The sequence below is a fragment of the Streptomyces sp. 4N124 genome (assembly GCF_052245395.1).
Classification (GTDB): domain Bacteria; phylum Actinomycetota; class Actinomycetes; order Streptomycetales; family Streptomycetaceae; genus Streptomyces.
The window spans coordinates 57,180-73,479 of the sequence record NZ_JBQQBS010000051.1 but is presented as its reverse complement, the minus strand read 5'-3'; the positions used below and the strand labels follow the sequence as shown (position 1 = coordinate 73,479).

Sequence of the window (16,300 nt, the reverse complement as noted above, 5' to 3'; positions counted from 1 at the left end):
CCGCTGACTCGAAGGCCGAGCCCACGCGGCCGTCGTCGACAGGCGACACCGTCACCCACTCGGCCAGCACACCGGACGGTGACCGGCTCAGCGCACCCAGGGCAGGGAACGGCCCCGTCAGGGACGCCGAGGACGGGACCGCCGTGCGTACCCCGGGGCAGGCGGACCACATGGTGCCCCCCTCCGCTCAATCGCACGAAATGCCTGTGTCTCCCGCGCCCGCCACGATGCCGGACAGGGGCACGGCCGGCCCGATTGCCGCGTCGCGGGTGGAGGACTCCACCTCGTCCGAGCCGGTCGGCACGCCGCCGCGCACGGCGGACCCCGGCACCGGCGCGGACCGGGGCGGGCGTACGAGCGGACACCAGGAGGGCGGCGAGGTTCCGGTCCCCCGTCGGGACACGGACACGGCGGCCGCCACGGGCATCACCCCTGTGCCAGACGCTCCTTCCCCCAGTCACCGTCACCCGGGCAGGGCGCGTTTCGATATCGATGCCGCCCGGGCGCGGCTCGCGGATCCGGGTGTGTCACCGGAACGCCGGGAGGAGTCTGTGCTCTGGGCCGAACGCGCGGTGCTGGACCGTATTCAGCAAGTCGCACCGGATGAGAACCCCTTGGGTGTCGTGGCGCGGCCCGAGGAGGTCGTGGAACTCGTCGCCGCAGAGCACCTGCGCGCCGGGCACCTGCCGGCGACGGCCCTGCTGGGCTCCCTCGTCAGGGGCCCCGAGGTCGCCGCACAGCCCGCAGCGCAGCCGCAGCCCCGGCCGGAGCCCGAGGCCGGCGCGCGGCCTGGACCGGACTCCGAGCAACTGCCCGAGGCCGGCGCGCTGCCGCAACCGGACTCCGAGCAAGTGCCGGCTTTGCCGGTGCCGGGCGGGAGGGTTGCCGACACCGCGGCGCCAGAGGCCGTTCCGCCCGCGGGGAGCATCGTCCCCATGGCGCCAGCGTCCTCGGCAGAGTCGACCGCGATCGGTTCCGCCTCGGGGCCGGTGGCCGCGTCCGGTGCGGAGACGGTCCTGCCCGGGTCCTCGGACGAGTTTCCGGAATCCTCCTCGTCCGCGGTGCCGGACTCTGCTGGGGAAGGGGAAGACCGGCTGGGGTCGGAGTCCGAAGGGCCGGACGTCCTCTTCGCGCCGCCGGCTCGTGGGGTGGGGCTGGATCCGATTCGTGACTGGCTGGAGATTTCGAAGCGTGGAGGATCGCGCCGTTCTTCCGCGCTGCGTGCCATTGATGAGGCGGTGGCGCGGTTGCCGCGCAATGCGAGGACCGAGGATTTGCGGCGTGTGCTGGTCAGCGTGACGGAATGGAAGAGTGACAAGGGGCCGGAGAGCAGGCGGTGGGAGGCTGTTTCGCGTCTGGAGGCGGCGGTCCGCGACAGGCTGGATCAGCCTGCTTCTCCTGCGCGTGTTTCCGTCCGTGACAGGGCGGAGCAGCGTGCTTCCGGGCGCACTCCTGAGCGTGGGGGCTATTCCGCCCAGCCTGGACCTTCTTCGCGGCGAGATGAGCTGCCTGTTGTGGCGCCGCTGGTCTCTGCCGCTCCGGAAGCGGTGGAGGGGTTCGGTCCGGCCAGTGGGCTCGAGGCCGAGCTGCACCGGTACCGGGTGGAGCTGCCCCGTGGCGCGGAGGTCGAGGAGTTCGGCGACATCGTGGAGCTGCCTGGGCTTCTGACGATCACGTTGGACAAGGCTGGGGGAGTGCCGGTCCCTGAGATCGTCACGAAGCCGGCTCGTGGTCTGGTGCGAGGGCCGGCGGACGGCCGGGCCGAACGGTCCGAGGTGCAGGCGGCCGTCAACGGCGTGATGTCCCGGCTCCGGGACGCGAGGCCGGGAGCGAGAATCGGGCAGATCTTCCCCCAATCGGAAGGATATGAAGTGCATCCCCTCGCGGAGGATCTGCCGGTGAGGAGCAACGAGGCCGGGTACGCGACGCTGGTGCATCACACGGCGACCGCTCCGACCTCGCGTCTCGTGATGTTCATCGGACACGTCAGGGACGTTATGCGGCGTGAGTCCCCACCCGTGCAGATCGCTCATGAGGATGCGGGCGCCGGCCTTGCATTCGGTGCCTGGGCCCGTCAGGACTTCGCACGCTGGCTCAGCCAATACCCGCGCTGGGCCGATGCCGCGAACCCGTGGGACGGCGACGAACTGGAAGGTGTGATCGCGCTCGGATACACCCAGGTCGCCTCCACTGTGCGAGGAGGCACGCTCAACTTGACACAGCGGCCGAAGGACCTCACTGCGGTGGCCTCCCGCGATTCTCTCGCGGCCCTGCGGAGCAGCCTTGGTGAGGGGCCCCGCGCGTACCTTGAGCATCGGGCGCGGAGCATCGCCGCCCAATTCGCCGAGACCGTCGCCAGGGGCGGGAACATCCTCGACCTGCCGCTGACCATGTCACGCGGCCCGTTGCGCGCGACGGTCGGCCAGTACCTCGACAACCTGCTCCTGCACAGGCCGGAACGATTCGTGAGCCAGTACGAGGCACTGGGGATCCGTACCGACTTCCGCACACTGGATGCCAATCCCGACCACCAGGGTCTGGCGCGTATTGTTCCTGCCGTCGTGAGGCTGGAGGCTCGGAACTACGCGTCGACGGAGCAGACTCCGCAGACCATCGAGCGCGACAGCGACACCCTGGCGATCCTCTCCCTCAACCTTTACAACGAGGCGAGGCTGGATCGCGGACTGCCGCCGGTCGGCCGGCCCCTCGCCCAGCCCGACTACCTGTTCGCGCCGCCCGCCACGACTGCGCCGTCAGTACGACCGGCCGGCAGCACGGTGCCGGCGGGACCCGCCCCTGCCCCTGCCCCGTCACCCACTCCTCTCCCGTCGGCTCTCGTGGAGACGGCGGCCGGGCTCGTCGCGATGGACGCGGACGCGCGGGCACGGGAACTGGCGTCGCTGCCGCAGCGGGACCGGGAGCTCCTGGCTGCTGACCCGGCGTTCGTGGAGCGGTTGCGCGCCGGCTTGTCTGTGGAGGACTTCACGGCCGTGGCGGCGCGGTTGCTGGTCGTCGTTCCTGACGGTGTGGAACAGCCCGAGGCCGCCCGGGAGGAAGCGGAGGCCCTGGTCGCGGACATGCTCGCCGATCCGCAGATCGCGGTGGCGTTGCTGACTGGGGGCCGTCGCCTCATCGTGGTGCCCCGGAACCGGCCGATGACGTCGCTCGAGGAGTTCGCCGAGCTCAAGGGCCGCCACCATCCCAGAGGAGGCCGGTCGTTCGACGCCGCACGGGGACTCTACTTCCGCCGCCATCTGGTCGGCGTCGGCGAGGAGAACCTGCTGGGTGAGACCACCGACGTGCTCGGCGGCGACTTCTACGACGACGGGTACTCCGTTGCCCGTCATGAGTGGGCGCACGCGATCGAGTCGGTGCTGAGCGCCGAGGACCGGCAGTTGATCCGCGACGTGTACAAGGCGAAGGCTGCCGCCACGGACCCGCCCGCTCAATGGCCGGACGGGCCTGCCCCCAACCACTCGTCCAGCGGCCCAGAAGAGTATTTCGGGCAGCTCAGCAATGCCTATCTCGGTGCGAACACCGGCAGGGACTCCAACTCGGGGCGCCGCCCGCGCAACAACGGGTCGGACTGGGTGGAGCAGCACGATCCGGCGCTGCTGCCGCTGCTGCGCAGGCTCTACGGCCCTGGCCGGCCCTCGAACCTCGGCAGCAGGGACAACCCCTACATCCTCACGGGCTTCCGCCAATTGTGGGATCGAGCCGAACACGCACTACCGACGCACGCCCTGGCAGAGCCTGAAGCGGAGCTGCCCACGTCACCGGCCCGCCAGTCGGATACGCCGGAGGCGCCCTCGTCGGCCGACGCGACCACCCGCCCACCCGTACCGCCGCGGACCGACAGGGTTCCGGCGATTGTGGTGACCTCTCCCGAAAGGGAGGTGTCCCCGCCGGACGACCATCGCGATCCCGATCCGGCACCCACCGGGGCCGCGCCTTCGACACCGATTACCGGGACGCGTGATCCCTCTCCGTGGTACCTCGCCCATGGCGCGATGGGTCAGGCCATCGTCGCCAGGTCCACCGAGACCATCGACTTCCGGCGGGAGCAGGCGGATTTCTGGGCGGAGCAGATCAGTTCACGCCTGGACCTGACCGGTCCAGGTCCGCACATCGCGCTGCGTTCGGGCATCAAGACCGCGATCAGCGATCTGCTGGTCACCTCCAAGCCGAAGGAGTGGGACGACATCCTCGCGGCCGGGCGCACGCTGGTCGTGGACGGCCGGCTGGTGTGGCTGCGCCCGGTGATGCGGGATCTGACGCCCGTGCCCCGGACCCAGGGGGAGGTCAACGAGTACCCGGTCGGCTTCGGTTCCACCGCCACCGGAGGCCGGACCGGACACGAGGTCACCCAGGGAATAGAGTCGACACTGCTCACCCTCATCAACCTGGGGACAGGCGTTGCCGCGTCCGCGGCCGCGGTACCCGCCCCCCAGCTCTACGTGGGCTCTTCCAAGTCCAAGGACAGCGGCTGGTTGCGTACCGTCCTGGCCGGCCGCAAGCCCTTCATCAACGACCTCGCCCGCTTCGGCGCCGGTCTCCAGATGAAGGTGTTCGTCGACGGTGCGGACGCCACCCCTACCGTCTTCCATCAGGCCACCGTGCCGGACCGGATCCATATCGATATTCCCACCGTCTACACCGGCGAGTTGGGGCACCGACCCGACTACCGTGCCCCCGAGGCCGAACGCCCTCGGTACCAGCGGGCTTCCCGGCACTCCCAGGCCCGTGAGCTGCTGCAGGCGATCGACCTCACGCCCGTCATCGCCGAACTGCACCGGAACATGCGCGCCGCCGGGCTGCCCGCCTCGGCCGTCAAGAAGATCCTGGCGCAGGCCAAGATGGACCGGGCCCAGGGGTTCCTGACCGAGTCGACGGCCCGCAGTCGCTATCCGTGGTGGGCCGGTGGGGACTCCTCCAACGGCATCGAGGTCTCCGGGTCCTTGTTCGGGAAGTTCCGGGGGCATCTGCGGATCCGCAGGGAGATCGACAGCCTCCAGTATCTCGGGGACAGCAAGGTCGGTACCCGCGACGACATCGGTGTAGGGGAGGGCAGCACCCGCGACAGTCAGGGGGGTTCGGACGCGGGATTCGGCTTCGGTTACAACACCGCCGGAGTCGGCGCGGGCGGGGAATTCTCGGTCGACGCGGACGGGGAAACTTCCCCCCACTCCGAGAACAAGCTGTCCGTCCAACTGTCGGGCTTGGCCCCGGCGCTCGCCATCAAGGCCGGGGTGAACCGCGACGTCGGCCATTCGCTGGACTCCTCGCATACGAGCCATACGGTGCTCAACGACTTCGCGAGGCAGTCGCGCTACCGGGCCGGGCTGCGCCTGGAAGTGACCTTGGAATCCAGCACGCACACGATCGCCCCGGTGCGGGTCACCACCGAGGGCGAACTCAGTGTCCCGCAGCGCGAAGCGGCGCACTTCGTGCGGCGTACCGTCGGCTCGGGGTGGACCGCCGATCTGCGGCCGGCGGCCGGCGGCCCGGATGCTCCACGGCACCGCGTGTTCGCCCTCCCCCCGTCGAGGAGGGTGTCGAGGCTGCCGGAGACCAGCCCGCGGTTCCGGTTCCGGATGGCGGTGGAGCGTGCCCAGGGGCGGCTCACCCCTCACCCGCGGGAGCCGCTTGCCTCTGCCTCCCGCCGTGGCCTCGGTTTCGGCGTGCCGATCGCTCTGCCGGGCGTCGAGACCCTCCAGCAGGACCTGCGGGATGCCATCGAGCGGCTGCACGTCCTGGACGTCGGTGCCGAAGGGGCGAAGAAGAGCGCCTGGGCCCAGGCCGACCGGGACCTGGCGGCCTTCTACGGCCGCCCGGCCCTCGAAGGGGACCCGGCCCAGGCGCTCCTCGGAATCCACCGCACCATCCAGGTCGGCGGACGCCGCTACAAGGTCTCCGCGAAGGTGAAGTGGGGTAACCGGATCGAGGAGCCCAGCCCGCTGGCCGACCCGGTCACCGAGGAGAGCCGCCCGGAGGGTGACTTCTCCATGAAGGTCAACACCCGGGCCGCGACCGGGGCCGCCACGGCCGGTGAGCGCGGTAAGGGCTGGAGGGTGGCTGTCACCTTCGGCGGCGGAGCCCGTCTGGCCATCCCCGAGTACGAGCTCTCGCTCGGGAAGCTGCACTTCACCACCCCGCCCATACGCATGCAGTTCGGTTCTGTGCGAGGGATCGTCAGCAGCTCCAAGGAGAAGAGCCGCAAGTACGGCGGCGCGACCGGGAGTTACCGCCGGACCGAGACCGGTAAGCGGATCGACGAGCACCGCTATCGGATGTCCGTGAACTGGACGGTCACACCCGAGAAGAAGAGCCGGTTCAAGCCGAGCTGGCTGAACCAGCGCCGGTTCTTGAGCGGGCGCAATCCCTTCGTCGCCCGGGTCGTCGTCCCACATGAGCACGTCCCTGCCACGCCGGTCACGCCGGAGCAGGCACAGGCGGCTGGTCACACGGTCGTGGGAACGGCGCCGACCGAGGTCGGCCGGCGGCTGGACTTCGCCGGCGGGGCCCAGGGGATCTACCCCGTCTTCCACCTCATGCCCGAGCTGGCCCAGCTCGGCGCCCGTATGTATGCCGAGCGGCTGTACGCCGGGGAACGGAACCGGGCCAAGCGGCAGAGCCTGATCGACGCCTGGCTCGACACCCCCGCGGACTGGCCCCAGGAGATCCGCGACCTGGCCCATCCCATGGTCCTGGCCTCTCACTTCGGCGAGGAGGTCGGTCAGGGCGGATACGAGAAGGAACTGCCGAAGGACGGCAAGTACAAGCAGGCGCTGCGCCTGCGGCTCCTCGTGGACAACGTCACCGACTTCGGGGCCAACCCGGAAACGGAGGTCGAGCAGTACCTCAAGGGCAACGCCGAATACGAATCCGGGCAGGAGGGCGAGTGGGGCGCGGGCGTGACGGGCACCCTCGGCCCCCAGCTGCGGTTCGGCTCCGACGCGCAAGACGGTGATCACCTCGCCGGCCCCGGTGGCCGGCTGACCGTCCTCGCCAACGCTTCGGTCGCCTGGAACTGGGGCAAGGGGGCGGCCGAGAGTGACGGCCGGATCGATATCACCCGGGCCACCTACGGAGGGTCCGTACACACGCTGCGTACCGACCCGGTCTTCGAACTGACCCACGTCCGCTGGCACGGCGACGAGCTCACCGAGACCACCCGGTATCTGCGCGCCACCGAGGCCCTCGATCTACTCGTCCCCGAGCGACGGATGTCCGACATCCTTCCTCCCGCGACCGGCACGGCCGCCGGATCGGAGCCGCGGCAGACCCCGGCGATGGACCCGACCGGGGAGCCGGAGCAGGCTCCAGTGACGGATGAGGCTCGGGTGGCCGAGGTGACCCGGACCTATCTGGATACCGGTCTGCTCTCCGGGATCGCGCACCCCGAAGTCTTGCGGGTCGATGTCCTGAAGACGATCAACGACCGGTTGCGTGCCAGGGGGATTGTCCGTGCCGAGAGCGAGGGGGCCACGGGGCCTCGTCCCAACCTGCTCCAGCGGTCGCTGAAAGCGGTCTACTCCTCCGAGGCGTTGCAGAGTGAGTGGCACGCTCTGACCACTGAGGGTGTTCTGCGCTGGTTCCCCCTGCCCGGCCCGTGGGGCACCACCCGGTATCTGTGGGTGAACGTCACGGCGACCCAACTCGACCGCCCCCATGGGCAGCGTCCCCGTGACGAGATCAAGCTCACGCTGCGCGGCGAGGCGGTCGAGGAGGAGTCCCAGAGCCGCGATTCCGGCTGGGGACACGACGTCGGTGTCGATGTCCGGGCCCGTGCCGGAAATGAGAACGGGCACGGCGGGTTCGAGGCCGAAGTCGAGTACTCCGCGTCCAAGGGCACGAAGGACGAGGACGCCGAGAAGAAGGTCGGAATCTACCGGGCCACCACCCAGGACCCCTCCGAGGAGTTCGAACACGGCATCACCTTCCGCGTCGAGATGGGTACGACCACCGAACTGCCGGAGGTGCTCACCACACCCGCACACGGCGCGCTGTCGGTGGCCCGCCTGTTCTCCCGGGCGGAAGGGCCCAAGGGCAGCCCGTCGGTCTTCACCTGGCACGACCCCGGGGACGGCCCGGACCAGCTCGTCGACGGCGACGTACGGCTGCTCGTCCCCCGCCACCTCACCGTCGAGGCCGGCCGGCCGCAGCAGTGGCCCCTCGGCCTCACCGCGCCACGCGAGACCCAGGTCACCTGGCTGTGGCACAGCTCGCAGAACCCGCCGGCCCCTGCGCTGCCGGACGCGTTCGTCGACAACCTCCATCCGTGGACGGTGCCCGCCGCCGCATCGATCGGGCGCTGGGCCAAGCTGACCGCGGTACGTCACCGCATCGTGCCCACCCCCCAGGTGGGCATGGCGCCGGAGATCTCCGGCCTGGACCGCACCACCACCGCGGGCGTGCGCTACCACCACCGCACCAGCGCCAATGTGATGCGCCCCCGCATCCGGGAGCTGCTGAAGCAGACGTACGGGGTCCCACTCGGCGACCGTTCGGCCATGGTGGGCCTGGAGCTGGACGGCGCCGAGATCCTGGGTCCCCCGGAAGGCGTACTGCTCAAGCAGCGCCGGTACCACCAGGCCGACGAGGAACCCACGCACGAGAACCATCGGGACAGCGGCTGGCGAATCGCGGCCGGTCCGGACGCCGGCGGTCCGGTGGACGATCAGAAAATGCTCGAACGCCTGCTGGTCGACGTGAAGAACTGGGAGAACAGCGAGAGCCGAAGCGCGGCACTGGGCGATACCGATGAGCGCAACGCGGAAGGCAAGCGGCCCTACCGTGCCTACCGCTTCGACGTCACCGCCGTGGTCAACGGGCCGCACGGCACCGTACGGATCAAGGTGCCGGGCGGTCTCTACGGGGCGCTGCCGGTGGACAAGAACACCGGCAGGCTGACCGACGGCCTGGAAGACGACGCCACCCTGGGCCCCCTCCTCCGCCCGGCACCGACGGCCACCGAAACGGCTACAGAGAGGGACACGGAGATGGCCGGTCAAGAGGGCATGAACTCCCTGCCGGACACTGTGCAGCAGCAGCCCACCGCCGCGAGCGAGTTCCGGGAGCTGGGGGAGGTTCTTTTCGCGCCCCCGACCACCACCACACTCGTGGAAGCACCCGTGCCCGCCCGGCTCCCGGCGGAGGAGATGCCCTCCTCCGCCGAGCAGCCGCTTCCCTCGCAGGAGGAGCAGCTCGCCGAGCGAGGGCTGACGCCGGTGTACGTCCTGCCAAGCGGGGACGCGCTGGCGCACGCGCTGACCGCCGTCGCCCCGGCCGAGAGCGGCCGACTGGCGGGGTACAGCAGGCCCGCCGGTCCCCAGGAGCTGCGGACCGCGCTCGCCGACACGCTCGCCGCCGATCTGGGACTGCCGCCGGACGAACAACGCCTGTGGTCCGCTGTGGCAGGACAGACAGGGCCGTCGGGAGCCCCGCTCGTGACCGCTTTCGGCGGTTCCGCGGACGAGGCCGTCCGTGCTCTGCGGACCGGATCAGGCCCTGAAGCCACGGACTGGCTCACCCTGGCCGTGGCCGCGCCCGTGCTGGGGCTGCGTCTGACCGTGCTGATGCCGGACGGCTCCCTCTGGACGACCGGCCCGGAGGCCGGCCGGCCGGTTGCCCTTCTCCAGCAGGAGGACCCCGCCCCCTACACCGCGCGATGGGCGGCCACCGAACCCACCGCCCACGCCCGGCAGGCTCGACGGCCCGACGTGTCGCAGCCCACCGGTACCTCGGGCTACAGCTGGGGCACCACGTCCGCCGACAGCAGTACGCCTCCCGGCACCACCACGCGTCCCGCTGCCGCCGCTTCCGGCGACTCGGCGCGCCCCGCCGTGTTCTTCGGCTCCGAACTGCGGCCGAGCACGCCGGATTCCCAGCGGGCCGGTACCTCCTCCGGTACCCCGGTCACCCGGACACCTCCGGCCCAGGTCGCGGAGACCAGCGAAGTTTCCGCCCCGGTCGCGGAGAGCGCCCTGACGCCCCCTCCGGCGGAGGAGACCACCACATCTCCGCGAACGGCCCGGGACACGGGGGACGGGCAGGACACGGACGCGGTGACGATCCTCGACGTGCCCGCCGACGACGGCATGGACGTGGTCCCCACCGTTCCCGCGGAGGAGGAGCCGCCGCGCACTCTGTCTCCGTACGCGCTGACCTACGGCGCGAGGCTCGACGGCTCCGTGGGGCTCGCCGTGTACGAGCCGCTGTCCGAGGACGTGCTCGGCGCGCTCCACCAGCAGGTCCTCGACGGCCTGGGAGTGGAGCCCGGCAGCGCGGCCGATGGTCCGGTGCGCGAGGAACTCGCCGCCGTACTCAGCCAGTCGGAGATCGCCCGGGAACTGCCGCAGGTGCGCAGCGCCCGTGGACACCGCGTCACCGTCACCGTGGACGGCCAGGAACGCACGATCGACGTCCGGCTGCGGCTGACCGACCCTGCGCTGTCCACCCGCGCGGGCGTCTTTGGCGAGGTTCCGCGCCGGACGGCCGTGGAGCGGCAGGGCGAGGGGGGACAGTCCTCCTCCAGGAGCTCGGGCTCCGGCACCATGCGGACCGTACCGATCCCGTGGATCGGGAACTACGACGGTCCGGCCGGGCCGCTGCGCTGGTTCGACGGCGCCCTGGTGCTCAGCCTGACGCACAATCAGTCCTCCGAGTCGTCCACGGTCAGCGACGGCCTGACGGCCAGGAGCATGCAGCGCGCGAACGATCCGGCACACGCCGTGGAGTACACCAGCCGCTGGCAGATACGGATCGACACGGACCGCAACGCCCCGGTGGACGCCTGGAGCCCGGAGCGGGTGGGGGGACCGCTGACCGTCTGGTTCCCCGAGCACCGGGTCTTCGGCGACGGCGGCGCCGCCGGGCCGCTGCCCGAGCCGGCCGGTCTCGACGACCTGCCGCTGTGGGGCGTCGACGAGGTCCTCGACCCGGGCAGGCTGCTGGACGAACTGCGCGCGGACGAAGGTTTCACCGTGCTGAACAACCTGGGCGCGGACTCCCACGAGGAACTGGAGGAGTTCCTCTCCGAACGGACCCTCAGGGGCAGCCTGCCGATGATGCGTGACGGCGGTGTCCACTCGCCGGTGCTGTTCGACCGGCACGGCGACTCGCTGGGCGTACTCCGGCTCGAAGCCACCGTGCTGCCCCAGAGGCCCGCTGCCGGGACACCGGACGGAAAGTTCTCCCTGGAGTCCTGGCTCACCCAGAGCTCCAGTGTGGAGCAGTCGTCACGGCTCACCAGTGGTGTCGCGCTCGACGGCAGCGGCGGGCCCATGTTCACCCCCGACCACGAGGTCGGCCATTCGGACGCGGCCAGGCTCATGGGCGGAAGCATCATGGGCAAGGCCGGCGTGTCCTGGCAGTCCGGTGACGCGCTGAACACCAGCAGCTCCGTAGCGCTGATGCACGCCCTCTACACGACCAGCAGCCACCTGGTCACACCGGCGGACACCACCTACCGCGTCACGCTCATCCGCTCGGGCGGCGGCGAAATCACCGGCTCCTTCGGCCCCTGGCCGGACGGCGTGTCTCTGCGGCTGCCGCAGCGGAGCACCATGACCGGTCACGTTCCCACGCCGGAGGAGCGGCGACGGCTCCCCGAGCACCTGGAGAACCTGGAGAGCATCGGATACTCCGCCGTGCCCCTCGCCCCCGAGGGCACCGGGCCGATGTTCGACCGGGCGGAGACCTGGCTGCGGCGCGAGGGCTTCCTGCCGCCGGCCGAGCGCGAGTCCGTCTTCAACGAGACCCGTGCCGAACAGCAGTTGGAGAATCTGCGCAGGTTCGCGCAACTGCGCTCCCGGCTCGGGCAGGCCGCCGCGCTGCCCGACGCGGTCGATGGGGGCAGGCCCTTGTGGTTCGAACTCCCCGACCACGTGAGCGGCGGCACGCGCCGCGTGCAGCTGCGGTTCTCCGCCACTCGCGACCGCACCCCGCCCGCAGCCCAGGCAGAGGACGGGCTGCCGCCGGCCGTGCACACGCGGCGGTTGCCGGACGTGGATACCGTGACCTTCCTTTCCCTTGAGACGCGCGGCGGCCGGCAGCGCAGCAACCAGTTCGGCGGCACCGTCGGTGCCGGAGGCGGTCCGCGCTTCCCGGTCGACGGTGGCGCCGCGGCACTGGACGCAACCGGGGACTACACCTGGGGAAGGCGGCACGAAACCGCCACGAGTGATGGATCCGCGTCCGGCATCGACCCGTTCAACATCACCTTGGACGCAGGCACCGAACTCTTCGAGATTCCGGCTCTGTTCACGCTGGATCTCTACGAGGGCACCGCCGAGGAGCCTACGGTCCGCTTCGCCGCCGAACCGACGCCCGAACCGGCGCTCGGGGAAGACACCGCGGCGATCCAGGCCGTACCCGCTCCGCCGTTCGCCACCGGACGAGTCCGCCTCGTGGTGCCGCATCACCGCACCCTGCTGTGGGACTCGAGCCCCGTGGCGCCGGCCGCGACGCACCGGGTCCGCGCGCCCATCACCGGGGGCGGGCAGGATGACGACCACGTGCGGCTGGGCCTGACGGATCAAGCGGGGCGTCCGCGGGAGGGGCTGCTGAGGCTGCCGGATGACGCGAACGTGGACGTCTTCCGCGGCAGCGCGGCCCTCCAGGAGGCGTTCCGGCAGATTGTCACCGGCACGTATCCCGGTCATCCGGCCGTCGGCACGTTCGGACAATGGGCCCAGGCAGCCGCCAGCCAGCTGCCGGGTGCGGTGACCGGGCCCGGCAACCGGCTCTGGGAGTACTTGACCGGTACGGCGGTCGAGGACCAGCAGGCGTTCGCGGGGGAGGCCCTGTTCCAGCAGCTGAGGGCCGCCAGCCTGCTCGCCCGCGCCGGGCAGATCTTCAACGGCGGTTACGTCATGGAAGGTCTGACCCTGCCCGGGTTGCTCGCCGACCAGGAGCTGTCCGTGGAGATCGCGGGATATCTGCACAATCCCACGTACCACGGTTCGTACAACACCTACGCGGAAAGCGACCTGGCCGCCAAGGACACGTCCGCGCAGGCGCGTTCCGTCACCACCTCCCACCAGTACGGCGGCGGACTCAGCGCGCTCCAGTCGCCGCCCCCGCCGGCCTCCGACGGCACGCCGCAGAGGGCCTCGCTGGCCAACCCCAGCGTGCGGGGGGTCTACACCCACCGCACAGCCAGGACCAGCGAGCGGTCCGCCGGCTCCTCGGTCGTACGGACCCCGACGCAGGCCGCGGAACACCACCTCATCGGAGCCGACGCCACTGTGCTCGTGACCCTCCGTCAGGGCACCCGGAACGTCGCCATGAACGTCGCGGGCCTGGGCGGACGCGAGGACATCACCCTCGCGATCGACCTCCCGCGCGCCGTCCGGTTCCAGCTCTCCGACAGTCAACTGGTCCGCTTCGAACACTGGTTCACCGGCGTGCCGGAGCTACCCCGGCCGGTTGTGCAGCCGGACACGGTGCCGTTGCCGGAGCACTACGTGGTAAGCGGCGACATCGGTTTCGCCAGCGTCCTGTCCGTCACCCAGCTCGACGACCCGATACGGCGCAACGAGAGCCGCGACCGGCTGCGGCGCGAGCTGCTAACGCTGGTGGAAAGGGAGGCGCCGGGCGTGACCCGACCCGGGCATTTCGCGTATCGGATGGGAGTGGCCGCCCGTATCGCCGACATGACCTCGCCCGCCGGACTTCGGGCGCTTCCGGGCCGACGCAGGGTGAGCCTCTGGTTCCGCCACGCCGGACGGCACGGCAGCCGTCTCGTGGAGGTCGCTCTCTCCGCCGAGCCCGTGGCCCAGCCCCCGGCTCGACGGGAGGTCCGCGGCCGCCCCGCCGGCGCCGGGGTGGGCATAGACCAGGTCGCTTCCCATGCCCCGGGCAACCGCTCCGAGTCAGAGACGGTCACCCGGTCCGTGCAGGTGTCGGCGAACCCCATCTCCCGGTACCCACGTCCTCAGGCACGGTCCGGCCGTACCGACCGGACCGGTCCCGTGCTGTCCGGCACCGGGAACCGCGGCCGGAGCTCGCGTACCGCCCGCGCAGCGCAGGACTCCTACTGGGCCAGGACCGAGAACGCCGCGGACTTCGACGACATCGGCTACACCATCACCGCGACGGTGCGCGCCGAACTCCTTCAGGACTGGCCGCCGGATCTGGTCGGCGGAGCCCTGGAATCCGGCCTGCTGACCCTGACCGATCAAGACGGCGGCGCACTGACCGCCCGAATCGGCAGACTGCTGCGCGGAAGGCCCGCCCACCAGGTCCGGGTCCCGGTGGCGGTGTCCCTGCGGTTCGCCGGCTCGGAGGCCGTCGCGCCGCGCCGGCACGAACCGGCGGTGCGGCCCCGTATCACTCAGGTCGACCCACGGCTGCCCGCGCCGCAGGCTCCACTTCCGCTCGGCGGGCGAACCTTCACGGCCGGGTCCCGGCTGATCCCCACCGGCGCGACCCCGGTGTACGGGTTCAACGCCTTCCATGAGCTGGCCGAGGCGCTGCGCACGGTGGCGCCGCGGCTGTCCGGCTCGTGGGGCCTGACGGCCGACCTCACGCCGGAGGCGGCGGCGTTGCGCCTGGGGGAACTCGTGCAGGCCGGGGAGATCCCTGTCGAGGCGCCGCGCACGGCCGCGGGTCTGACCCCCACGATGCCCGGTGCCTGGCCCGTCGAGAGCGAACCGGTCACCCCCCGCCTCCAGGTGACGCTGCACAATCCGCGGCCGATCACCGAGGCGGACGACATCGCGGTCGACCGGTTGCGGGTGACGTCGCACTCGGTCGGCAGTTCCGCGTCGGCGGCCTCGACCGCCGGTCTGGGCTACCAGTGGACCCAGAGCGCCAACGACGCGAACATGCACCTGGTCGGTTTCACCCTGCCCGTCCTGAACCGGCAGCCCCTCTCGCGTGCGGGTGGCGTCTCGGCCTCCGCCGGCGGCTGGGATCGCGTCAAGACCGGTTCCTCCGCCGCCTCCGGGACAGAGCCCGCCACACGCAGCTACGAGACCATGGTGGACGTGGTGATCACAGTCACGGGGGAGGAGACCCGCTACGTCATCGGCAGCGCGATCGCCCGTATCTACGAGCGTGACCTGCTCGGCTACGGGGTCACCGCGCCGCGCACCGCCTCCGAGGTGTATGACCTGCCGTCGATGCTCGCCGAGCAGCCGAACGACACGCTGCGGAACTGGCGGACGCATCCGGTCACCGAGCTGCCCGCGGTGCTCGCCCGGGGACTGGACGAGCGAGAGAACGCCGCTCAGCTCTGGCTCCATCTGGGCGCCGACCCGGACGGCACCGCGCTGGCCCGCGCTCTCTACGTGGGGTCGCGCACCGCGGTCGCGGCCGGCCGACCGGTGGAGCTGGTGGTGCGCGGAGCGACAGGACTGCGGTTCTGGCCGTTCGGTGCCGACGGTTCACTCGTCGACCTCACTCCGGCCACCCAGGACACCTGGCACCGGCTGCGCGCCGCGATCGTCACGGCCACCGACGCCACCGCCGCCGAGGCCGACCAGGTCGCGCGGGAGACGGAGCTGGTGCCGAGGGAGGCGGAGGCAGAGTTGCGACTGGCGGACTCGCGGCAGGAGCTGACCACCGCGACCGAGGCGCGGGACGCCGCCGCAGCGGCACACGCCACCGCCAGGTCCGCCCGCGACTCCCTCGCCGATCGTCTCCGCGACGCCGAGGCGGCACGCGCGGCCGCCGAGGAGGAGGCCGCGCAACACACGGCGGCAGTCACGACGGCGGAGCAGCGACTCGCGCAGACGGAGCAGGCCGTACTGGACGCCCAGCGGCAGGTCGAGCAGGAAGCCGCCCGGCCCCGGCCGGTCACCGCCGACGGGCATGAGCCGACACCGCAGGCGGGTCCCGGTCCTCGGGCCGCACTGGCCGACGCACGTGCCGAAAGCGACAGCGCCCGAGCCGCGCTGGGCCGCGCGCAGGGCATGGCCGACATGGCCCGAAGGGCGGTGGATCGCGCCACCGAGAACGTGGGAGATCTGCGTGACCAGCTCGCCGCCACCGACGATCAGGTCCGGGAGACCGCTACCCGGGAGCGTGACGCCGAGGACGCCGTCACTCGGGTCACCTCGGCTCGGGACCAGCACTACCGGGACCACCGACAGCTGCAGGAGGAGCTGCGCGACACCCGCCGACAGCAGGCCGACCAACAGCGTCTGTGGGAGGACGCCTGGAGCGCCATGCCCGGCCAGTCGGGGATGCTGAGCGCCGACCGCTGCCGGGAGGGGGTCGGCGGAGCACGGTACCCGCTGAGCTCGCTCTCCTAGCTGAAGCACGCTGAGTTTGTTGGAGGCTTCTGACCTTG

At 71.3% G+C, this 16,300-nt stretch carries 1 protein-coding gene; it reads left to right on the top strand.

The window, feature by feature from the left end; all coding sequences use genetic code 11:
- The first annotated feature begins 1,514 nt into the window (after positions 1-1,514).
- Positions 1,515-16,262, top strand: a complete 14,748-nt coding sequence (locus ACTWQO_RS36820) for a hypothetical protein (protein ID WP_443241729.1) — start codon at positions 1,515-1,517, stop codon at positions 16,260-16,262.
- The last annotated feature ends 38 nt before the right edge of the window (positions 16,263-16,300 follow it).